This is a genomic window from Arthrobacter sp. V1I7, assembly GCF_030817015.1.
In the GTDB taxonomy this organism is placed as follows: Bacteria; Actinomycetota; Actinomycetes; order Actinomycetales; family Micrococcaceae; genus Arthrobacter.
On record NZ_JAUSYS010000001.1, the window covers coordinates 4023310 to 4046218 of the forward strand.

The 22909-nt window shown below is 64.8% G+C and carries 16 protein-coding genes; 10 read left to right on the forward strand and 6 right to left on the reverse strand.

Annotation, left to right across the window (positions count from 1 at the left end; all coding sequences use genetic code 11):
* Window positions 1-74: 74 nt before the first annotated feature.
* Entirely contained in the window at window positions 75-1586 is a 1512-nt protein-coding gene (locus QFZ69_RS18455) for a helix-turn-helix transcriptional regulator (protein ID WP_306913442.1), read from the reverse strand.
* Window positions 1587-1727: 141 nt separating this feature from the next.
* Here QFZ69_RS18455 and aceA point away from each other — a divergent pair, with 141 nt between their 5' ends.
* Together aceA and aceB are read left to right on the forward strand one after the other, a co-directional pair.
* Window positions 1728-3059, forward strand: a complete 1332-nt coding sequence (gene aceA, locus QFZ69_RS18460) for an isocitrate lyase (protein WP_306913444.1) — start codon at window positions 1728-1730, stop codon at window positions 3057-3059.
* Window positions 3060-3258: 199 nt separating this feature from the next.
* Complete coding sequence (gene aceB / locus QFZ69_RS18465; RefSeq protein WP_306913446.1) at window positions 3259-4911, forward strand: malate synthase A; 1653 nt, start codon at window positions 3259-3261, stop codon at window positions 4909-4911.
* A 172-nt stretch (window positions 4912-5083) separates the two neighbouring features.
* Here the strand turns inward: aceB and QFZ69_RS18470 are convergent, their stop codons facing one another.
* From QFZ69_RS18470 to QFZ69_RS18480, 3 genes are all read right to left on the reverse strand, one after another.
* Window positions 5084-6280 (reverse strand): CynX/NimT family MFS transporter, encoded by a 1197-nt coding sequence (locus tag QFZ69_RS18470; RefSeq protein ID WP_306913448.1) that lies wholly within the window; start codon window positions 6278-6280, stop codon window positions 5084-5086.
* Between the two features lie 369 nt (window positions 6281-6649).
* Window positions 6650-7564, reverse strand: a complete 915-nt coding sequence (locus QFZ69_RS18475) for a sugar phosphate isomerase/epimerase (RefSeq protein WP_307000326.1) — start codon at window positions 7562-7564, stop codon at window positions 6650-6652.
* A gap of 491 nt (window positions 7565-8055) precedes the next feature.
* Window positions 8056-9264 carry an ROK family transcriptional regulator gene (locus QFZ69_RS18480; RefSeq protein ID WP_306913452.1) on the reverse strand — a complete coding sequence of 403 codons (1209 nt, stop codon included), beginning with the start codon at window positions 9262-9264 and terminating at the stop codon, window positions 8056-8058.
* A 231-nt stretch (window positions 9265-9495) separates the two neighbouring features.
* Between QFZ69_RS18480 and QFZ69_RS18485 the strand changes: the two genes are divergently transcribed.
* From QFZ69_RS18485 to QFZ69_RS18520, 8 genes are all read left to right on the forward strand, one after another.
* Entirely contained in the window at window positions 9496-10539 is a 1044-nt protein-coding gene (locus QFZ69_RS18485) for a sugar phosphate isomerase/epimerase (protein ID WP_307000330.1), read from the forward strand.
* A 108-nt stretch (window positions 10540-10647) separates the two neighbouring features.
* Window positions 10648-11865: an inositol-3-phosphate synthase gene (locus QFZ69_RS18490; RefSeq protein ID WP_306913456.1), complete on the forward strand. Its 1218-nt coding sequence runs from the start codon at window positions 10648-10650 to the stop codon at window positions 11863-11865.
* A complete protein-coding gene (locus QFZ69_RS18495) occupies window positions 11862-12743 on the forward strand; it encodes an SCO3242 family prenyltransferase (RefSeq protein ID WP_306913458.1) in 882 nt (293 codons plus the stop codon). Before QFZ69_RS18490 ends, QFZ69_RS18495 begins: the two co-directional genes overlap by 4 nt.
* A complete protein-coding gene (locus tag QFZ69_RS18500) occupies window positions 12740-14236 on the forward strand; it encodes a TIM barrel protein (RefSeq protein WP_306913460.1) in 1497 nt (498 codons plus the stop codon). The genes QFZ69_RS18495 and QFZ69_RS18500 overlap by 4 nt, the downstream gene beginning before the upstream one ends.
* A gap of 11 nt (window positions 14237-14247) precedes the next feature.
* A complete protein-coding gene (locus tag QFZ69_RS18505) occupies window positions 14248-15126 on the forward strand; it encodes a TatD family hydrolase (protein ID WP_306913463.1) in 879 nt (292 codons plus the stop codon).
* A complete protein-coding gene (eboE, locus tag QFZ69_RS18510; RefSeq protein WP_306913465.1) occupies window positions 15126-16259 on the forward strand; it encodes a metabolite traffic protein EboE in 1134 nt (377 codons plus the stop codon). The genes QFZ69_RS18505 and eboE overlap by 1 nt, the downstream gene beginning before the upstream one ends.
* Before the next feature lie 31 nt (window positions 16260-16290).
* On the forward strand, window positions 16291-17691 hold the full coding sequence (locus tag QFZ69_RS18515) for an alkaline phosphatase family protein (protein ID WP_306913467.1): 1401 nt from the start codon (window positions 16291-16293) through the stop codon (window positions 17689-17691).
* Window positions 17692-17987: 296 nt separating this feature from the next.
* Window positions 17988-20189: a PQQ-dependent sugar dehydrogenase gene (locus QFZ69_RS18520; RefSeq protein ID WP_306913469.1), complete on the forward strand. Its 2202-nt coding sequence runs from the start codon at window positions 17988-17990 to the stop codon at window positions 20187-20189.
* 151 nt (window positions 20190-20340) lie between these two features.
* On the opposite strand, the gene QFZ69_RS18525 is transcribed toward QFZ69_RS18520, so the two are convergent.
* On the reverse strand, window positions 20341-21576 hold the full coding sequence (locus QFZ69_RS18525) for an ROK family transcriptional regulator (RefSeq protein WP_306913470.1): 1236 nt from the start codon (window positions 21574-21576) through the stop codon (window positions 20341-20343).
* Window positions 21577-21759: 183 nt separating this feature from the next.
* Complete coding sequence (locus QFZ69_RS18530) at window positions 21760-22842, reverse strand: polyprenyl synthetase family protein (RefSeq protein WP_306913471.1); 1083 nt, start codon at window positions 22840-22842, stop codon at window positions 21760-21762.
* Between the last annotated feature and the right edge of the window lie 67 nt (window positions 22843-22909).

The window sequence follows — 22909 nt, forward strand, 5'->3', positions numbered from 1 at the left end:
CTAAAACCGAAACGCTCTCTCATCACATGAGAGAGCGTTCGGCGAAACCCTGCAGGATCTGAGAGAGGGTTTGCTCAGCTGCCGGAGTGCGCCTGCAGGAAGGTGTAGACTTCGGTCTCGTCCACGCCGGGGAACGCGCCCGGCGGCATCGCGGCGAGCAGGTGCGAATGGGCCCGGGCCGACGGCCAGGCGTTCCCGGCCCAGTCCGAGGCCAGGGAAGCAGGCGGACGTTTGCAGCAGCTTTCGTCCGGGCACGTCGACTTGGACCGCTCGGTGGTGTCCCGCCCGCGGAACCACTTGACCTGTGCGTAGGGGACGCCGACGGACAGCGAGAATTCGCCGTTCGCGGAGCGTTCCGTCCGGGCGGTGCACCAGTAGGTTCCGGCGGGGGTGTCGGTGTACTGGTTGTAGGCGCTGAACTTGTCCGGCACGTCGAACACCACCCGGGATGTCCAGTTCTTACACGACGGCTGGCCCTCGATGGCGCCGGTGTGGTCCTGCGGGAACGTCACGCCGTCGTTCTCGTAGGCCTTGTAGATGATGCCGCTCTTGTGCGTCTTCTGGAAGTGGGTGCGGATGTCCAGGTGCTGGGTGGCGAGGTTGGTGAAGCGGTGCGCGGCCGTCTCGTAGGACACGGCGAATGCGTCACGGATGTCCTCGACGGCGATCTCCTTGGCCTGTTTGGCCTTCTGCAGGAACTCCACGGTCGCCTGCTCGGGCAGCAGAAGCGCCGCGGCGAAATAGTTCGTCGCCACCCGCTGCATCAGGAAATCGCCGTAGTTGTTGGGCGTCTGGTGGCCCAGGACATAGTGCCCCAGCGCCTGCAGCAGCACGGAACGCGGGTCGTGGTCGCTGCGCGCGTTCTGCGTGAGATAAATCCGGCGGTTCTTAAGATCGGTCACGGAACGGGTGGAATGCGGCAAATCACCCACGTGGTGGAGGCTGAAACCCAGGTGCCCGGCGATGTCCGCGATGACGTGATGGGACAGCGGGCCGCTGGTGTGCCCCACCGAGGCGAGGACCTTCTGCGCCTCGGCCTCGTACTCGGCAAAATAGTTGTTCCGCTCGCGCATCATCGCCCGCAGTTCACCGTTCGCGCGGCGGGCCTCTTCAGGGGTAGCGACCTGTTCGTTCAGCCGGCGTTCGAGCTCATGCTGCAGTCCCACCATGGACTCCAGCACATCCATCGGCAGCCGCGAACTGATACGGATTTTGGGCAGTTTCAAGGACTCGTAGATGGGGCTTCGCTGGTAGCGTTCCAGCTCGATCTCGAGGGCTGCGCGGCGGTTGGGCGGCTCGGCACCGAGCAGCTCGTCGATGCTCGCGCCAAGGGCCGCCGCGAGCTGCTGGAGGAGGCCGAGTTTGGGCTCGCGCTTGCCGTTTTCGATCAGGCTCAGCTGGCTCGGAGCAGTTCCGACGGCGGCGCTCAGGTCATCGAGCGTGAGCCCGGCGGCCTTGCGCAGGTGCCGGACCCGGCGGCCCATGCTGATGACGTCCACCTCGGGCGCGGCGGGCGAGGACGGCGACGAGACGGGGCGATTCCAACTGGCGGGATGCATTTCTTGAGAATACGCGAAAAAGTGCATTTCTTTCCAGACCTTTCCCCTAGAAACCCCCTTGAAAGTCAAGAAAAGTAGATCTCACGGAAAGTTTCACACTCCGGATCAGCCGGCAGGACCGCAGCGACGCGGACTACGCCGGCCCCGGGCCACTCAAGGAGATCAACAATGACTGCAGCATTTGAGCCCACCCAGCAGCCGTCCGCACAGGACACAGCAAATGCGCAGGCCGCCGCCCTGGAGCTCGAGTGGGCCGCCAACCCGCGCTGGGAAGGTGTGACCCGGGATTACTCAGCCTCAGACGTCGTCCGCCTCCGCGGCCGTGTCTCCGAAGAGCACACTTTGGCCCGTCGCGGTTCCGAGAAGCTCTGGAAACAGCTCACCGAGGAGCACAAGGAAGGCAAGTACACTAACGCCCTGGGCGCCCTGACCGGCAACCAGGCCGTGCAGCAGGTCAAGGCCGGCCTCCGCGCCATCTACCTTTCCGGCTGGCAGGTCGCGGCCGATGCCAACAACTCCGGCCACACCTACCCGGACCAGTCGCTCTACCCCGCGAACTCGGTCCCCACGGTGGTCCGCCGCATCAACAACGCCCTGCTCCGCGCGGACCAGATCGAGTTCTCCGAAGGCATCCAGACGGTCGAGGACTGGATGGTCCCGATCGTCGCCGACGCCGAGGCCGGCTTCGGCGGCCCGCTCAACGCCTACGAGCTGATGAAGTCCATGATCCAGGCCGGCGCCTCGGGCGTGCACTGGGAGGACCAGCTCGCCTCGGAAAAGAAGTGCGGCCACCTCGGCGGCAAGGTCCTGATCCCCACCCAGCAGCACGTCCGGACGCTGAACGCCGCCCGCCTGGCCGCCGACGTCGCCGGCACCCCGTCCGTCGTCATCGCCCGCACCGACGCCGAGGCAGCCACCCTGATCACCTCCGACGTCGATCCCCGCGACCAGGAATTCGTCACAGGCGAGCGCACCCCGGAGGGCTTCTACAAGGTCCGCAACGGGATCGAACCCTGCATCGCCCGCGCCAAGGCCTACGCCCCGTACTCGGACCTGATCTGGATGGAGACGGGCACCCCGGACCTGGAGCTCGCCCGCAAGTTCGCCGAGGCCGTCAAGGCCGACTTCCCGGACCAGATGCTCTCCTACAACTGCTCCCCGTCGTTCAACTGGCGCAAGCACCTGGACGACGCCACCATCGCGAAGTTCCAGCGCGAACTCGGCGCCATGGGCTTCACGTTCCAGTTCATCACCCTGGCCGGCTTCCACGCCCTGAACTACTCGATGTTCGACCTCGCCCACGGCTACGCCCGGAACGGCATGAGCGCCTACGTCGAGCTGCAGGAGAAGGAATTCGCCTCCGAATCCCGCGGCTACACCGCGACCAAGCACCAGCGCGAAGTCGGCACCGGCTACTTCGACGACATCGCTACCGCGCTCAACCCGAACGCATCCACCCTGGCCCTGGTGGGATCCACCGAAGAAGGCCAGTTCCACTAGAACTCACGACGGCGGTCACTCCGCCAGCGGACCCAACACTCCTCCGCGTGCTATTCCCCATTGCCGCCTTCGCCGCTACCCGCCTCGGCGGGCGGCAATGGGGCCCCTTTTACGCACGCTTCCGGAGCATCCGGCCCGCCGTCTCCAGCGCACGTCACCATCCGCCGTCGAACAATTGCTTCTCCAAGGAGAGATTGAGATGAACAGCTTCACTGACAACTTCACTATCAACGGGGTCACGTTGACTGCACAGCCCATTTGCCGGCAGAGCGAGGTTCTTACTCCGGATGCCCTGGCGTTCGTTGCCAGGCTGCACCGGGCCACGGTGGGCCGGCGGCTGGAACTGCTGCAGGCGCGGCAGGAACGCCGTCAGCAGATCAGCAAGGGCCAGGATCCGCGCTTCCGGCGTGAAACCGAGTCCGTCCGCAACGATCCCAACTGGCGGGTCGCTCCCCCTGCTCCGGGCCTGACGGACCGCCGCGTCGAGATCACCGGGCCGGTGGACAAGAAGATGACCATCAACGCCCTGAACTCCGGCGCCAAGGTCTGGCTCGCGGACATGGAGGACTCCTCCACGCCGTCGTGGCGCAACGTCATCCAGGGCCAGCTCAACCTCACGGACGCGCTGGAACGGCGGATCGATTTCACCACCCCGGAGGGCAAGGAATACAAGCTCCGCCCGGCCGGGGACCTGCCCACCATCGTGGTCCGGCCCCGCGGCTGGCACCTGCCGGAAAAGCACATGCTCATCGACGGCACGCCGATTGCCGGCGGCATCGTGGACTTCGGCCTGTACTTCTTCCACAACGCCCGCCGCCTGATCGCCCAGGGCAAGGGCCCGTACTTCTACCTGCCCAAGATCGAAAACCACCTCGAGGCCCGGCTGTGGAACGACATCTTCATTCTGGCGCAGGACCTGCTCGGCATCCCGCAGGGCACCATCCGCGCCACCGTGCTGATCGAGACCATCACCGCCGCCTTCGAGATGGAGGAGATCCTCTACGAGCTGCGCGACCACGCCGCGGGCCTGAACGCGGGCCGCTGGGACTACATCTTCTCGGTGATCAAGAACTTCCGCACCCGCGGACCCCGCTTCGTGCTGCCGGACCGCAGCCAGGTCACCATGACCCAGCCGTTCATGCGCGCCTACACCGAACAGCTGGTCCGGGCCTGCCACAAGCGCGGCGCCATGGCGATCGGCGGCATGGCCGCGGCCGTCCCCAACCGCAAGGACGAAGCCGCCAACGCGGTCGCCATCGAGAAGGTCCGTGCGGATAAGACCCGCGAAGCCGGCGACGGCTTTGACGGCTCGTGGGTGGCGCACCCGGATCTGGTCCCCGTGTGCCGCGAGGTGTTCGACGGCGTGCTCGGCGAGCGCCCGAACCAGCTGGACCGGCTCCGCGAGGACGTCACCCCGGATGACCGCGCACTCCTCGACATCGCCTCGACCACCGGCACCATCACCGAACAGGGCATCCGGAACAACATCGAGGTCGGCATCCGCTATATCGAGTCCTGGCTTCGCGGGAACGGCGCCGTCGCCATCCACAACCTGATGGAGGATGCCGCCACCGCGGAAATCTCCCGCTCGCAGTTGTGGCAGTGGATGTTCTCCCGGGCTATCACGGACCAGGGCGACGTCATCACCCGTGAGTGGGTGGAGGACCTGCTGGACGAGGAGTTCGTCAGGCTGGAACGCTTCGAAGGGGACCGTTTCGCCGACGCGCGGGACATCTTCGAGGAGGTCACGCTCAGCCCCTCGTTCCCGGCGTTCCTGACGCTGCCGGCCTACGACCGTTTCCTGCACGAAGCGCGCGAAAAGGCAACCGTAGAGGAGCTCGCCGCGGCTTAGGGCTGCAGCTCCCTAACCGCACAGATTTCCGTCTGCCGGGCAGGCACGCCCTTCGCAACAGGCACCCCGAGATCCGGGGAGCAGGCCCGGCGGCGGAACACCCCTTCACGCTGCTCTTGGGTGGGTGGGGTGGGGTGGCAAGGAAGAGAACGTACGACGACGGCGGGACGCGTCAGCGTCCTTTCGGCACCAGCCGCACGGCGAGCGTCGTGCAAACGAAGTACATCAGCACAGACCCCAGTATCATGAGCAGCGCCGGGGTCCAGGACCCCGACGCGCTGCGCACGAAGCCGACCAGCGGCGGGGCCACCGCCCCAAAGCAGTAGCCCAACCCCTGGACCGTGGCGGACATCCGGCCCGCGGACGCCTGGTCCCGGGCCAGTTTGATGATGGCGATGAAGATCAGCGTGATCCCGCCGCCCTGCGCAATGCCGCCGAACGTGGACCACAGCCACCACAGCTGCGGCGCCAGCAGCAGACCGGCCGGCACGGCCGTCCAGAGCAGGCCCACGGTGACGGCCGTCGTCGTCGAACTGAAATACTTGGCCGCGAACGGCACTCCCAAGCCACCAACGATCGCGAAGATCTGGAACAGCGACGAACCCGCTCCGGCCTCCGCGGCGGACATGCGAAGCTCGTCATTGAGGTAGCTCGGCAGCCACGCCGTCACTGCATAGTAGGAAAACGCCTGCCCGGCGAAGCCTGCAGTGAGCCCGGCGGTAATCCAGCCGGAACCGTTAACGGCCAGGTGTTCCTGCCCGCCGGCCACCACGGCGCGGGAGGGCACAAACGCGGTGCGGGCGCCCACGGCGAGGGTCCAGAACACGATGGCCACCACCGCCAGGATGCCCACGGATCCCAGAGCCACCCGCCAACCGGCCAGCTCGGCAAGGGGCGCCGTGACCATCGAGGCCAGGAACGACCCGATATTTAATGCCGCCGTGTAGACGCCCATGGCAGTCCCCTGCCGCATGGGGGAGAAGTCGCGGCGGATAATCAACGGCACCGCGATGTTGCCTACGGTGATGGCCACGCCGATCATCACCGTGCCCACAACCACCGGCCCCGGGCCGCCTGCCGAGCGCACAATCACGCCTGCCAGGACGCCAAGGATGGTGAGGGAGACGGCGAACTCGGCGCCGAGTTTCCTTGTGGTCAGTGACGCCAGGGACGCGGCGAGCGCGAAGCACAGCACCGGGATGCTGGTCAGCAGGCCCAGCATAACGGGGGTAAATCCGAGGTCGGCCTGCATCAGGTCAACCACCGGGGCGACTGCAACGAAGGGTCCCCGGAGGTTCAGCGCCAACAGTCCGATGCAAGCGAGCAGGATCCAGCCCTTGGGAACTTTGGCCAGGAACTGTCCGCTCACGGGAGGGCGGCAAAGTTTAAAAGTGATTTCATCACTTCCATTGCTATCACGCCGCGTTGGGCAGGAAGCCAGGGCGGCGTCTTGGCACCCTGGCATACGATGAAGCTCACGCCATCCCAAACGTGCGCGAAATTACGCGGCGCACCTCGGATGATGGAACAGACATGCAGCAGCGGCTTGCCATCCTCGACGACTACCCGGTCGCTAACCAGCCACCTGGAGCGTCGCCTCAATGGCGGCCGGTGACAGTCTTCTTCAACAAGACCGCTTCCGAGGGCGAAGGAGGGCGGGCCCTGGAAGGTGAAAGCCGGGCCTGTGCTCCCCGGTTGCTGGCAAGCCCGGCTTTCGCTTCGAATATGAGCGGGCTTGCTAGAAGCGGAGCGTCCGCAGGTAGTTGTAGCCCACCTCGGCCGTCTGCAGCGGCGAGACGTCCGGTTGGTCGTTCTCGACGATGAACTCCTTCGGCGTGTGCGCCTGGAAGATGGGTGCGAAGTCGATTGTCCCCGTTCCGAGGTCAGCGAAATCGCCCGCCTCGGCCCGGTCCTTCACGTGGTACTGCAGGACCTCCTGCGGAGCCTGAAGGATGGTGTCGATAGCGAACTTGATAGGATCTACCGCACCCACGCCCACGCCCGCGGTCACCGCCCAGTAGAGGTCTACCTCGAGGTGGACCAGTTTCGGATCGAGGCGGCTGGTGAAGATGTCCCACGGCGTCAGGCCGCCGCCGAGGTCGGTGGTGAACTCATGCGCGTGGTTGTGGTAGCCGTACTTCAGGCCGGACTCACGGGCAACAGCCGCCTCCGCATTCATCTGGTCAGCCCAGCGGCGCCAGTCATCTGCAGAGCTGGAAACAAGGTAGGGCACGTTGATGTGGGTCTGGCCGAGAGTCACAGCATTGGCGATCTTCGTCTCCAACGCGGCCGGAGTGGCACTGATTCCATCATGGCTCGAAGAGGGGGTGATGCCCAGTGAATCAAGGGTGGAGCGCATCGCCCCGGCGGTGCGGCCGTACAGACCGGCGAGCTCAACCTTGGTGAAGCCGAACTTGGCGAGGCTCGCAAGCGTGGCGTCCACACCTTCGCCGCGCATGATCGAACGTAGCGTGTACAACTGGATGCTGATCAGTCCGGGGGGTACCGCCCGGCCTGCAGCCTGGGCAACCGGCGTCGCCGCGACCGCAGCTGTCCCGCCGATACCGGCGAGGCCGACACCCACACCTGCGGCCACGCCTGCGACGACTGCTCCCCGCAGGAAGCTGCGCCGATCGACCCCCTTCTCTTCCAACGAACGACGAAGGGCGCCTGGGGCATTGAATCCGAAGCACATATGTTGCCTTTCCTGGCAGTGAATGCGTTGCTTCACCGGCCTTGATGAGGGGAAGCATGCGAAGCTGCGACGCAGCGGTTTGTTAGGGGCTCGCGGCAGACACTGACGGCGCCCAAGCGGCAACGCCGCCCACGGTTAGTTGTTTCACCCATAGCGTCCTCGCCATGCGCTCCGGACTACCGTTGCCGTCGATCAGTAATAGACGCGATGAGGGCAGGAACTCATCAATGCAGCTGTGGTGCACGCTTTCACTGTCATGAATTCCCGATTTCATGCACTTTATTCGCGCCTGAAACCCAGACAGAAAGTGTTGGCTTTCGGCCTGACCGGTCGCTGGCGCCTCATACTCGGAGTAGCGTCGCCGTCGACCGGCTTTCTGATCAGAGACTAATCCGGGGCTTTGTTGCCTGTCAAGCAAAACTCACGGGGTGCCGGAGAAGGTCACTGACCTACCCGGCCGTAGAGCCGGTCAGTCCCAGAACCATGGCGTCAATGCGCTGCGGGGACATCGCATGGTGAATGGCCAGCATGCTGGCGCCGAGCACACCGGCGTCGAGCCCGGAGCTGGATTGGACGATCTGGAGGTGCTGGGTCGCTAGCGGGATGGTGCGCGAATAAACTACCTCGCGGATGCCTGCGATGAAATGCTCGCCCGTCAGAGCCATGGAGCCGCCAATGACGATGACGGACGGGTTGATTAAGCTGACGCAGGCGGAGAGAACCTCACCCACATCCCTGCCGGCTTGACGCACCGCATGGACGGCCTCCGTGCTGCCCGCGCTGACCAGCCGCACCACATCTTCGCTGGTGTTCGCCTCCATACCGAGCGCACGTAACTTCGTTGCGACGGCGGGTCCTGACGCGACCGCTTCGAGGCAATCCTTATTGCCGCAGTGGCAGGGAACGCCCGTCCCGCTAGGCACCCTGATGTGTCCGATATCCCCGGCAACCCCGTCCGCGCCGCGCTGCAGCATGCCGCTGGAGACAATGCCCGAGCCGATGCCGGTGGCGACTTTCACGAAAATGAGGTTGTCCACGTTCGGCCATGCAACATTGCGCTCCCCCAGCGCCATGATGTTCACATCGTTATCCACGAGAACCGGAACGTGGAAATGAGCCTGCAAGTGTCCCGGAACGTCGAAGCCGTTCCAGCCCGGCATGATCGGGGGATTGATGGGCCTGCCGGTCCGGTACTCCACAGGCCCCGGAAGGCCGATGCCGATGGCCAGAAGGTCGGTCGCTGCCCGCCCAGAATCTCGGAGCAGTTTGGTGCCCAGTTCAACAACGGTCTGCAGTACGACGTCGGGGCCCTGGGTTATTTCAATGGTGCGTGCGGCCTCGCGCAAGCGGTGTCCGGTGAGATCCGTTACGGCTACATGCAGGTGGGATGCTCCGATGTCCACGCCGAGGACAACCTTGCTGCCGGCCTTCAGCGCGATGCGCGAGGAGGGGCGCCCACCGGTCGAGACGGCATCGTCCACGAAGCCGACCAGGCCCAGTTCCATGAGCGCCTCAATGCGCAGCGTGATGGTGGAACGCGCCAGCCCCAAAACTTCCGCCAGTTCAGTTCGCGTACGCGGGCGTCCGTCCCGCAGGATCTGAAACAACTCACTCGCTCCGGACGAACCTAGGCCATTGAAGCTACTTATGTCACTCATCGACTAATTACAGCACACATTTCGACGAAACAACTCGAATAATGTCAGCCGCGTGAATCAGTGGCCATCTGCGGTTCCCTGCTGAACCGATTGCGATCCCCGTTCTCGCTTGTCGCCCGAATCAGCATTACCTAGCCCCGTATCGATCTAAGACCGCGCCGGTCCGACAGCAATACATCGAGCAAGCCAAAAGATTCGTTGTTTATCGTCATTAGTCGTGTTAGGTTCTTTGTGACCCAGGCCTCTCGAGCACCGCCGGTTTCCCGCAGGGTGGACGACCGGCTCGGCCAGATGCAGCATCACTTCAAGGAGGAAGCTTTGATCAGGGACATCCATTCCAGCGGCGCCCGCTCACCGCGGCGGGCAGCAACGCGCAGAATTGCCGCGGCTGCCGCATTGGCCATTGCGGCAACCGCAGCACTGATCGGCCCGGCAGCCGCGGCCCCCGTCTCCACCACCTCTAACTCAGCAGCGGACTGCGCAGGCAAGAGCATTCCGGCCAGCAAGATTTCCATCCAGATGTTCAGCTACTGGGGTTGGACGCGTGAGGCGGGCACCGAAGCCGTCCTCGCTGAGTTGAGCGACATCGGCTACCGGAATGTGGAGCCGTTCGGCGGCACCTACGAAGGCCGCACCGCAACGGAGTTCGCAGACCTGCTGGGCGAGTACGGTCTGAAGACGCCGACGTCGCACGGCAGCACCAACGAGGCACAGTTCGACGCGACCATCGCCTACGCGAAGACGATCGGGCAGAAGTACATGGGTTCGGGCGGATCCGCAGCGCCGGGAATCAGCACTCTCGAGAACACTCTTGCAACCGCAGATGCGCTGAACCGTTTGGGCGAACGGTCAAAGACGGCCGGCACCGGCAAGATCTTCGTCCATAACCATCAGGGCGAATTCACCACGCAGTTCACCGATCCGCAGACCGGCGATGTCAGGAGCGCCTGGGAAATCCTGGTGGAGCACACCGATCCCCGGTATGTGACTTTCCAGCTGGACGTCCTCTGGGCGGCTGACGCAGATGTCGACGTCGCCAGCCTCATCGAAGAGCACGGCGACCGCATTGAACTCCTGCACGTGAAGGACGGCTTCCTCAACGGTGACGCGCGCGCCACCCCGACCGACGTCGGTGAAGGCGAGATCGACTGGGCGCCAATCCTCGACGCCGCGCAAGGATCGGTGAAGTACTACGTGGTGGAGCGCGACGGCGCCCCGGCCACCCGCGAGTTCGCCGAGGACAGCTTCAACTTCCTCACCTGCTATTCCTACTGACGCGCCACACTTTCCGGGCGGCCCCACGGAGCCTGCCCGGAAAGTGCCTGCACCAATGCACTGTGAAAGGACATCGAATTGGGTACATCAGCCAAAAGGACTCCGGGCGTGACCACGAGCGCAGAACCGGCCTCCCATTCCTACGGCAAAACCGGCATCTGGCTCATTGGTGCCCGCGGGTCCGTGGCAACGACAGCCACGGTGGGCCTGGCGGCCATCTCCGCCGGCCTTGCGAACGCCACCGGATGCGTCACGGAGCAGGAGCACTTCGACGCTGTCGAGCTTCCCGCCTTCGCAGACTTTGTGGTGGGCGGTCATGACATCAGCGGTGTCTGCATGGCGAAGCGTGCTGAGGCACTCGTTGACTCGGGGATGCTGCAGCTTCACCTCTTTGAATCCGTCCGCTCCCAGCTTGTAGAAACTGATCGTCGAGTGCGGCCCGGCTACGATCCCGCGCAATCGGGGTCGCAAGCCGAGGTGGCGCGCCGGCTCTCCCAAGACATCTTGGACTTCAAGCTGTCCAACGGCCTGAACCGCGTCATTGTTCTTGATGTCGCTTCGACCGAGGCCCCGGTTAAACCGATCTCTGAGTTCACTGACGCGGACCTGCTGCTGGCTGCGCTGGAAGACCCTGCACGCTCGGTGCTGCCACCCAGCTCTGTCAGCGCCTACGCCGCCGCCCTCGCTGGCTCCCCTTACGTGTGTTTCACACCCTCAACCGCCCTCAACGTGCCCGCACTGCGTGAACTGGCGGCTCGGCATCATGTTCCAACCGCTGGCCAAGATGGCAAGACGGGCCAAACCTGGCTACGGTCCGTCCTTGCCCCAGCCTTTGCCGCCCGCGGGCTCCGTGTCCTTTCATGGGCCGGAACCAACCTGCTCGGCGGCGGTGACGGCGCCACGCTCGCTGACCCGCAGGCCGTTTCCGGGAAGTTGCAGTCAAAGAACCGCGGGCTCCAGGAGCTGACAGGAGGCGCGGTCACTCCGCTTCACATCGACAACGTTCAGGACCTCGGCGAGACCAAGGTGGCCTGGGACCACATCAACGTTGAAGGTTTCCTCGGCTCCCGGCTCACGCTGCAGACCACCTGGAGCGCCTACGACTCCATGCTGGCAGCGCCCATGGTGCTGGACCTCGCGCGATTCATGGCCCTGGCCCATGCTTCTGGGGAAGAAGGTCACGTCAGCGCACTCGGATTCTTCTTCAAGGATCCCTGGGGCAGCGACGAGCACTCGTTCGCCAATCAGACACGCGATCTCATCGATTGGGCGCAGGCGGCAAGCGCCAAGCTGGCGGCCAGCGCAGGGAGCCTCGAACAGCAGTGAGCCGGATCAACAACTACCTCGAACTGGTCCGCGCGCCGGCCGTTCTTACCGTTCTCGGCGATACGCTCGCCGGCGGCTCTGCCGCGGGGCATGCACTCAGCGGCCGCCGCATCGCCCTCCCCCTCGCAAGTGCCTGCCTGTACGCGGGCGGCATGGCGCTGAATGACTATGCCGACCGCGAGACCGATGCCCACGAGCGACCTGAGCGGCCTATTCCCTCCGGGAGGATCAGCGCCCGCAACGCCTTCACCGCGGCAGCGGCCCTCACCATTGCGGGGCTGAGCCTCAGCGCGGTCGGTGGAGGCCGGCACGCCTTCGCCGTGGGAGTTCCCCTCGCAGTCTCAATCTGGACGTACGACCTGCTGGCCAAGAACCATGCGGTCTCGGGCGCACTCACCATGGGTTCCTGCCGTGCACTGGACGTTCTCATGGGCGCCGGTTCCGGACACTGGCGCCCCGCGCTTGCCGCTGCGGGCATCATGGGCGGCCACACTGTAGCCGTCACCCTCCTTTCCCGCGGCGAAGTCAACGGAACGACGACGACGACCGCCACCGGCGTCGCCGCCGGCACCGGCCTGCTTGCCGGCGCCGTCCTGGCCGGTACCGCGGGACCCCGTCACCAGCTCCTTGCTGTGCTCGCGGCGACCGCCGTCTACGCCGCCCGGTGCGCTCCGGCCCAGGTACGGGCTGCCCATAACCCGGCGGCGAGGAATGCCCTCGAGGCCACCAAAGCAGGCATCCGCGCGATGATCCCCCTGCAGGCAGCTCTCACCCTTCGCCACGGAAACGTGGCGGCCGCAGCAGTGCTTGCTTCGGTGGACCTGTTCGGCAAGGTCCTGCGCTCCCGTCCCGGGAACGTGAGGATCACCGAGTCATGACAGCAACCACGTCCGCCATGCCCTTCGGCCTGGGGTACGGTACCAACGGTTTCACCGACCATCCGCTTCCCATAGCGCTGGAACTCCTCGCGGAGCTGGGCTACGACGCGGTGGCATTGACCCTGGGCCATCCGCACCTGGATCCGTTTGCCGAGGATCTGGACATGCAGCTGGAGTCCCTGCGCAGTCAGCTCGATGAGCTGGGGCTCCGCATTGTCATTGAAACGGGCACCCGATTCCTGCTCGATCCGCGCCACAAGCACCGGCCGGCGCTGGTGGACGATGAGGCCGCAAACCGGGTCGCCTTCCTCCGCCGCGCCGTCGACATTGCAGCGGCCGTGCAGGCGGAATGCGTCTCCTTTTTCTCCGGCGTACTTCCAGAGGACATCACCCCCGAAACCGGATGGCAGCGGCTTACTTCCCGGGTCGCGGACATCGTTGAGTATGCCCGCGGCAAGAACGTCACTCTCGCCGTCGAACCCGAACCGGGCATGCTGGTCGAGACGGTCTCTGACGTGCTGCGTCTTCGGGCAGAACTGGGCGATCCGGACAATCTGCGGGTGACCGTGGATATCGGTCACTGTGTAGTGGTCGAGCCGGACGGTGTGCGCGGAGCCCTCCTGCAGGCTGGTCCACTACTGGCAAACGTTCAGCTGGACGACATGCGCCCGCATGCCCACGAGCACCTGCCGTTCGGCGAAGGTACCGTCGATCTGCCCCTGGCGCTCGCCACGCTGGCCGAACTGAACTACCGCGGTGTGGCCGCCGTCGAGTTGCCGCGGCACTCCTACGATGCTCCGGGGCTGGCAGCGCGCAGTATGGATGCCCTGCGTGCCGGTTGGTCAGACTCCGAAGCCGTGAGGGAGACGGAACGCTGGCTGGAGGAGAGCACGACGACGATCGCTGCCAGCCCAGCCTCCCTCGCCAAGATCTTCGCCATGGCCGGCCGCCGTGTGGGCCACGGCCCTCTGCGTCCGGACGCCGATCCCACCGGTGTTCTGTTCGGCACCACAAGCGACCATGCACGTGGCCAGCTGATCGGCCGGCTTGGGGAGTTCCTTTCGCCTGATGAACTGGCCGACATCCTGCTGACTCTCTACAACGGCGGCGATTCGGCGGAACGCCGTGGCGTGCTCAGGGGATTGGGCGCGCTGGCCACAGACTCACCGAAGCTTCCCGACGTCGTCGTCTCCACGGGAGCGCGACTTACAGCTGAAGCGCTGCGGACCAATGAAAGCGGGCTCGTTACCGCCGCCGTCGGTCCCTTCGCGGCAGCCTATCTCGACCAGCACAGCTGGCGCCATGCGGTGCTGAAGCTGGTATTCATGGGGATCAGCCTCAACACGGTCACGGATCTCGAAGGACGGGCAGATGACGAGCTCGCCCGGATGGCAGGGGACTTCGCCGCCGAACGCAGCGCTGCAGGTCGCCCGATTTCGGACGACGTTCACATGCTCCTCCGATCCTCCCCCAGCCATTCGACCTCTTCCTAAGGACGCCAGCCATGCGAATTTTCGAACCTCACATCCACATGACAAGCCGCACCACCAACGACTATGAGGCCCTCTACGCCAGCGGTGTGCGCGCCCTCGTGGAACCCGCGTTCTGGTCGGGCCAGCCCCGCACCAATGTCGGTTCCTTCATCGACTACTTCGACTCCCTGCTCGGCTGGGAACGGTTCCGCGCCGCCCAGTTCGGCATCCGCCACCACGCGACGATCGCCCTCAACCCCAAGGAGGCGAACGACCCGCGCTGTGTTCCCGTCCTGGATGAGATCCCCCGCTACCTGGTGAAGGAGGGAGTGGTCGCCGTCGGCGAGATCGGCTACGACTCGATGACTCCCGCAGAGGACCGGGCGTTCAGCCGCCAGTTGGAACTCGCGCGCGAGTATTCGCTGCCCGCGATGGTGCACACGCCGCACAGGGAAAAGCTCGCCGGCACCCACCGGACGCTAGATGTCATCCGTGAGTCGGGCATTGCAGCCGGCATGGTCGTTGTTGACCATCTCAACGAGACGAACGTCGAGATCGTGAAGAACGCGGGAGCCTGGATGGGGTTCTCGATCTACCCGGACACCAAAATGGATGAGCGGCGCATGGTTACGATCCTCAGCCGCTACGGAACCGAAAGAGTGCTGGTCAACTCCGCAGCTGACTGGGGCAGGTCCGATCCCCTGAAAACCATCAGCACCGCCAACGCGATGCTCGCGGCCGGCTTCACGACCGACGACGTCGACATGGTGCTCTGGCGCAATCCGGTCGAGTTCTATGGCCAGAGCGGCCAGCTGATCCTCGATCCGATCCCCGGGTTCGTTGCGGCTGAACTGCCGGATGCGACAGCGGGTTTCGAGGGCAACTCAGTCCTGCGGGGGGCTCGAGTCTGATGCTCCTTTCCTATTGCACCAACGTCCACCCGGCCGAGGACCTCGACGGCGTGATCCGGCAGCTCCGCGAGTACGCCGGTCCGATCCGCCGCACGGTGGGCCTGGACACCCTCGGCATTGGACTGTGGCTGCCCGCCGGGCTGGCCCGTCAACTGGCTGGCAGTGCAGAGGACCGCAGCGCCCTCCTCGGCGTCCTCCACGCTGAGGGGCTACAACTGCACACCATCAATGCCTTCCCCTTCGGCGGCTTCCACAATGAGGTAGTCAAACTCGACGTCTACAAGCCGACGTGGGCCGAGCGTGAGCGGCTCGAATACACGCTGAACTGCGCGGAGGTGCTTGCGGCCTTGCTGCCCGAGGACATAGCCGGCTCAATCTCCACTCTCCCCCTTGCCTGGCGGGAGCCATGGACACAGGACGACGACGACGACGCCACTTCCGCGTTTGCCGAGCTAAGCTCCCGCTTGCGTGACCTTCGGGAGCGTACGGGAAAGACTGTCCGCGTCGCCGTCGAACCGGAGCCGGGATGCGTGCTCGATACAGTCGCCGACGTCGTCGGCTGGCTGGGGCCCCGAATTGAACGCGGCGTCGATCCGGAATTCGTGGGCTTGTGCGTGGACACCTGCCACCTCGCCGTTTCGTTCGCGGACCCGGCCGGCGCTGTCAACGAGGTTCATGCGGCAGGCCTGCGGATAGTGAAGGTGCAGGCGTCAGCAGCCCTGCACGTAACGGATCCGACCGACCCGGCAGCCCGGGAGGCACTGGCGGCGTTCGTTGAACCGCGATATCTCCACCAGGTTCGGGAGTCGCGGCCGGACGGTGTCATTGCCGCCGACGATCTCGACGAAGCCCTCGCTGACCTACCCGGAGAAAGCGCGTGGCGGGTTCACTTCCACATCCCCCTCCATCACCTGCCCTCGCCTCCGCTGGAGACCACCGTGGACGTGCTGCGGCGGACGGTCGCCGAAGTTGGTCAGCTGCCCTACGCGCCTGAGGTCCACCTCGACATCGAGACCTATACCTGGAGCGTGCTGCCCGGCTCATCGGTGGGCATCACCGACGGGATTGCCGCGGAGATCGCGTGGGCCCAGTCGAACCTGTTCGAGGCCGCACCCGCTCCTGCGAACTCGTAACGCCGCACGCCACTGACAACAAGGAAGAACCATGAAACCAGTACTGCTGCTGAACGTCGTTGGCCTGACCGCGAAGGCCCTGAGCCAGATGCCTCGCCTGTCGCGGCTTGCTGCACAGGGATGGTCCTCGGAACTGGCTACGGTACTGCCCGCGGTGACGTGCACTGTTCAATCCACCATGCTGACGGGGCTGGCGCCGGCGCAGCACGGGATCGTGGGAAACGGCTGGTACTTCCGGGAACTCGGCGATATTTTCCTGTGGCGCCAACACAACAGGCTTGTCAGCGGCGAGAACATCTGGGAGGCCGCCCGCCGCCAGTATCCCGGGTACAGCGCAGGGAATATCTGCTGGTGGTACGCCATGGGGATGTCCACCGACCTGACAGTGACCCCCCGTCCGATCTATCATGCGGACGGCCGAAAGTCTCCCGATGCCTACGTGCGACCAGCCGAACTGCACGACGAACTGGTGTCCCGTTACGGTGACTTCCCGCTCTTCCAGTTCTGGGGCCCGACGGCGACAATCCAGTCGAGCGAGTGGATCGTCAACTCCACCAGGCACGTCATGCGGAACCAGTCACCGAATCTGCTGATGGCCTACCTGCCGCACCTGGACTACGACCTGCAACGGTTTGGACCCGACTCGCCGCAGGCTGCCCACGCGGCTGCCGAGCTCGACCGCGTCCTTGCGCCGCTGCTGGATGAGGCCAGCGCGCGCGGTTACGCGGTAATTGCGGTGGCCGAGTACGGGATCGAAGAAGCACGCACACCGGTGGACATCAACCGCGTCCTGCGCAGGGAAGGCCTGCTGGAGGTCTATGTGCAGGACGGCAGGGAGCAACTCGATCCATGGACCTCCCGGGCATTTGCCGTAGCTGACCACCAGGTTGCCCATGTGTACGTCTCCGACCCGTCGGACGTGGAACGGGTGGCAGCGGTCCTTCGTGGAACTGAGGGAGTGGACGAGGTCCTCGACCGGGAAGCGCAGGGCCGCTACGGGCTCGATCACGAAAGGTCCGGGGAGCTCGTTGTCATAGCGGAGCCGGGCGCCTGGTTCACGTATTACTTCTGGCTCGACGACGACCGGGCACCCGAGTATGCACGCGGTGTGGATATCCATCGGAAACCGGGCTACGACCCCGCCGAGCTCTTCTTCAACCCGGCGGACAACCTCGCGAAAGCAAAAGCAGGACTCAATCTGGTCAAAAAGAAGCTGGGCTTGCGATACGCCATGAGCACCGTGCCCCTTGATCCAACGCATGTGCGAGGGACCCATGGACGGCTTCCTGATTCGCCGGACGGTACGCCCCTGATTATCGGTTCGCATGACCGAATCCCTTCCTCTGTGGAGGCCCTCCTGGCTAAGGGCAGCCAGGTGCCCGCCGCCGCAGTCAAGGGACTTGTGCTCCAGACCCAGGGGATAGACGGCTAGCGCGGGCTTTCCTCCCCCATTTTGATCCCTGATGCGCGTCGTCTTGCGCACTACTTCGCCGCTCTCCTTTCGCATCCGCGTCCGCATTTAGCGTTCAGAACAACAAAGCTGCAGCCTGGTGATCCTTCTATAGTTTCAACTGTTTCGGGCCCACTCTGCCTTGCGGCATCCCAAGAGGATAAATATCTCTGACTTTGTTTTTTGAAACCACTAGGCAATCTGATGACCTTCCATTAGCGTTTTAGTGACTTGAGTCCGGATGGTCGGGCTCCTCAATGACGAGAAGAAAGTAAACAATGACAGTCAATCGACACGGGATAGCGGAAGCTTCCAGGCACCGGACCGATGCCACCGGTTACGTAAAGAAACACTCGGTTCGAGCGGGTGCGGGCCTGGCTATGGCGGCCCTGATGGCCACCTCCTTCGCCATCGCACCGGCCCAGGCCCAGCGGGGCGGCGCTGCTCTCGAAGCGACTCCGCCCGATGCCAGCTTCCAGAAGGTGACTCTCAACGACGGCCCGGGCGAGCCCGTGGACCTCGCGGTGCTCCCCAACAATGATGTCCTGCACACCACCCGCGGCGGCGAAATCTGGCTCAATGACGCAACGACCGGCCTCAACACCCTGGCCGCAACACTGGACGTCTACCAGCACGACGAAGAGGGCCTGCAGAGCATCGCGCTTGACCCCAATTTCGGGACCAAGGACAACAACTGGATCTACCTCTACTACTCCCCGCCACAGAACACCCCTGTGGACGATCCCGCCACCACCGGCGTCAACGAGGGCGACGCACCCTTCAGCGGCACGGCAGCGGACTTCGAGAAGTTCGAGGGATCCCTGGTGCTTTCGCGTTTCCAGTTCGACGGTTCCTCCATCGACCTTGCCAGCGAGCAGGAGATCATTGAAGTACCCGTGGACCGCGGCATCTGCTGCCACGTCGGCGGTGACATCGTCTTCGATGCCGACGGCAACCTGTACCTCTCCACCGGTGACGACACCAACCCGTTCCAGTCGGGCGGCTTTACCCCGATCGACGAGCGTCCCAGCAGCAACCCCGCCCTCGATGCGCAGCGGACGTCCGCAAACACCAATGACCTGCGCGGAAAGGTCCTGCGCATCACGCCCAAGGACGGCGGCGGTTACACCATCCCAACGGGCAACCTGTTCCAGCCCGGAACTCCCCAGACCCGGCCTGAAATCTACGTCATGGGCCTGCGCAACCCCTTCCGCATCGAATTGAGCCAGACCACCGGCGAGCTTTTCATCGCCGACTACTCCCCTGACGCGCGCACCGGCAACCCCCTCCGTGGCCCTTCGGGCACCGGCAAGTGGGCAACAGTCACCGAGCCTTCCAACTACGGCTGGCCCTACTGCGCCACCGCAGAACTGCCGTACATCGACTACGACTTCGCTACCGGCACCTCCGGTGCAGCATTCAACTGTGCTGCTCCCGTGAACGAATCGCCGAACAACACCGGCCTCCGTGAGCTGCCTCCGGTCGCCCAGCCCGAGGTCTGGTACACCTACGGCGCCTCCGCAGAGTTCCCTGAACTGGAAACCGGCGGAATCGGCCCCATGGCCGGCCCCGCCTACGAGTTCGACGAGAAGGCAACCAAGGGCAACACCCCCGTCGCCTGGCCGTCCTACTACGACGGCAAGTCGTTCTTCTACGAGTGGACCCGCGACTACATCAAGGGCATGACCACGGAGAACGGCAACCTCGCCTCGATCGAGAACGTCGTGGACTCCCTCGTGGTGGACAACCCCATCGACATGGAGTTCGGTTCCAACGGTGCCCTCTACGTCCTTGAATACGGCGACGGCTACTTCGGCGAGAACCCCGACGCGCAGCTTTCCCGCATCGATTACATCGGCGTAAACGGCAACCACAGCCCCGTGGCTGTAGCCTCCGGTACCCCGACGGCAGGGGCAGCACCGCTGGCCGTGCAGTTCTCGAGCGAAGGCACTGCCGACGCCGACGGCGACAAGCTCCGCTACCAGTGGGACTTCAACTCCGACGGCGTTGTGGACTCCGAGGAAGCAAACCCCGCCTGGACCTACCAGGAAATCGGAACCTACACTGCCAGCCTGAAGGTCACGGACCTGGGCGGCAAGCACCGTGGACGCCACTCCTCCGCCGAGGTGGCCATCGAGGTGGGCAACCAGGCACCGGTCGTTGAGTTCATCAGCCCGGTTGCAGGCCAGGACTTCCACTTCGGCGACACCGTCAGCTACGAGGTCCGGGTCACGGACGACCAGCCCGTGGACTGCTCGCTGGTCCAGGTGACCTACATCCTGGGCCACCACACGCACGGCCACCCGCAGACCACCACTTCGGGCTGCGTCGGAACCCTGACCACTGCCGTCCCCGAGGGCCATGACCCCGCCGTTGACGACCTCTCGGCAGTCTTCAGCGCAAGCTACACCGACGCCGGCGACGCGGCATCGGCTCCGCTGACCGGAACCGCTGAAGTAGTGCTGATGGCGGGCAGCTGATGCTCTTCGAGTACCAGTGATTGCACCGTAAGGGCCACCCGGCCTGAGAAAACCGGGCCCTGTCCCAGCCCATGCTGGGGACAGGGCCCGGTTTTTCGTTAATAAAGCCGCGGCGGGGTGGCGCAAGCGCAAACGGCGAGCGCCCGTGGTGCTATGTGCGCAGGAAGCCGGCCGGATCCCGGATGAGGGGTTCGAAGGCGAGCTCTGCGGCACCGACCAGGATGGGATCTTCGCCCAGGGGGGCCAGCTCAATGGCCACGCTCTCCCGGGGACCGCGCGTTCCGGGAGTGCGCAACGCCTCGTTGAGGGCATCCGGTGCGGCGCGAACGAGGATGCGCAGGAACCCGCCCAACACGATCAGGGAGGGATTCAGCAGGTTGACGACACTCTTCAGTCCGATGGCCAAGAGCTGGACCTGCCGGTCGATGATCCCCCGCAGCTCGTGGGACGCTGATTCGTCCTGCAGCTTCTCCAGCACGGCCTCTTCGAGGTTTTCCGTCTCGCCGGCCGGAAGGCCGACGGCGGCAATCAGCTGTTCACGGGTGATCTCGGCCTCGAGGCAGCCGAAAGACCCACACGTGCATTCCGCGCCGCCCGAACGCACGTGGGTGTGCCCCAGCTGGCCCGCGAACCCGGTGGCACCGCGAACGAGGCGGCCTTCGCTGATGACACCTCCACCGATGCCGCTCGCTCCTCCGTAGAGGTAGACAAAGTCCGAAACGTCGCGGCCGGCGCCGAAGGTCGCCTGGGCACGCGCGCCTACGACGGCGTCATTTGCGGCGATGACCGGGAGTTTCAAGGCATCGCTGAGGAGCGCTGCGAGCGGTTGGTCGCGCCAGCCCAGATGCGGGGCCTCGATAACGGTGCCGTCCACGGGATCCACCAGACCGGGTATAGCGAGCCCCACGCCCACGATCCGGTGCCCGACAGGCAGGGAGGTGCGCATTCCCGTATAGATGGCCGTCACGATGTTCACGACCTCCGGCACCGACGGAGCGCGGACGGTATGGAAGCGGACAGGGTTGACGATGTGTCCGCCCATGGAAACAAGCGCCACGCTGACCACATCGATGTCCGGGTTGACGCACAGTGCCAGCGCTCCTGGGCTCGGCTCAATCATGATGCTGGGGCGGCCGTGCTGCTGCCCGGGGTCCAGGTCGCTCTCCCGGACCAGACCGAGCTGGACAAGTTCACCGACGAGCGCGCCGATCGTCGATCGGTTGAGCCCGGTGGCACGCGTGAGTTGCGCGCGGGAAATACCCGACGCGGAGTGCACCAGGCCCAGCACCGTGGACAGATTGTGCTGCCGGGTGGAATCGCGGTTGTTTCCCAGGTTGGTGCCGACGACCGCGCGCCGGATGCGTTCATCGTACGGCGGTATCGTCATGCCGCAACATCAGGAATCCGACCTGATGAGATGCGTTGAAGGAAGAGCACCACGGCAGGCGCCGACGTCTTCCCTTCCACCCCGGTTCAGGTCCTTCCTGGCAGATCGCCTTGATGCCGGATTAGTTCCTTCATGATAGCGGCAGACCGGGCCGTATCCGCGGGGTGAATCGCCAGGGCGCCGTCAGTGGGAGCCGATGCCCGAGATAACGGCGAACAGCATGCGCTCAAGGCTCCTGCCCAGGGCATCCGGTACACCGTCGGACTCCAGGTGCATCACTGCGAGGTGGGCGTTCTCGGTGGCCAGGTTGACGGCATAATCCTTTGCACCGCAGGAGACGAGCACGGACCGGACATCCTCCGCATGTGCAGCGGTCATGTCCTGGGATCCGATGAGTGGAGCGATACTGCTCCATTCCGGACGGGTAGCCGCATAGGAGAGCAGGGCCGTCCTTTTGCCCTCCCGGAGATCCCCCCAAGTGGTTTTCCCCGTGCGGTTCTCCTTGCCGAAAACGCCGAGCACATCATCTGCAATCTGATACGCAATTCCGGCGTAGCGGCCAAAGGCAGTCAGCGCGGTCACCACCGGTTCCGGTGCTGCGGCCAGCACGGCACCCGCCTGCAGCGGCGCCTCGAATGAATAGACGGATGTCTTCTGGTGTGCCGTCCTGGTGATCTCTTCGAGTGAAGGCATCTCCGGAGTCCGGCTGAACTCGATGTCCAGCACCTCACCGCCGACGGAGGAGAAGATTGCGTCGTCGAGGATCCCGTGCAGCCGCTGGCGTACGGCGGGGGGAGCTTCAATGGCCGTCAACAGGCGGTAGGCGCCGGACAGTGCCAGATCCCCGGCAAGAAGCGCTGCCGAGACTCCCGCGTGGTCTGCCGCCGCATGAGACTCGCCGGCACGCAGAGCGCGGCTTCGGTAGTGCCCCGACACATTCGGGATGCCTCGCCGAAGGACATCCCGGTCAATGACGTCGTCGTGGATGAGCAGCGCGCTGTGCAGGAGCTCGTAGGAGGCGGCGAGCGCTGCGGCGCTGCCGAAATCAGCGCCGCCAAGCTGGCGGTATGCCAGCATGACCAACCGCGGGCGGGAGCGTTTGCCGCCCGCGGTTGCTCTTTCAAGTGCCTCCCAGAGTCCGAGGTAGGCAGCGTTCACGGAGACGGCGCGGAGCTTGGCATCAGCGAAGAACCGCTGGAGCCCGTCCTCGACAAGCTCGAGGTCAGCCATGCCGTTCAGTGCATAGTCCACGTTCAGGAAGTTCACTGCCCCGCCCTCCGATTGGTTGTCCTGGCCACGGGATTGCCGGGAGCCGTCTATAACCGGCTCCCGG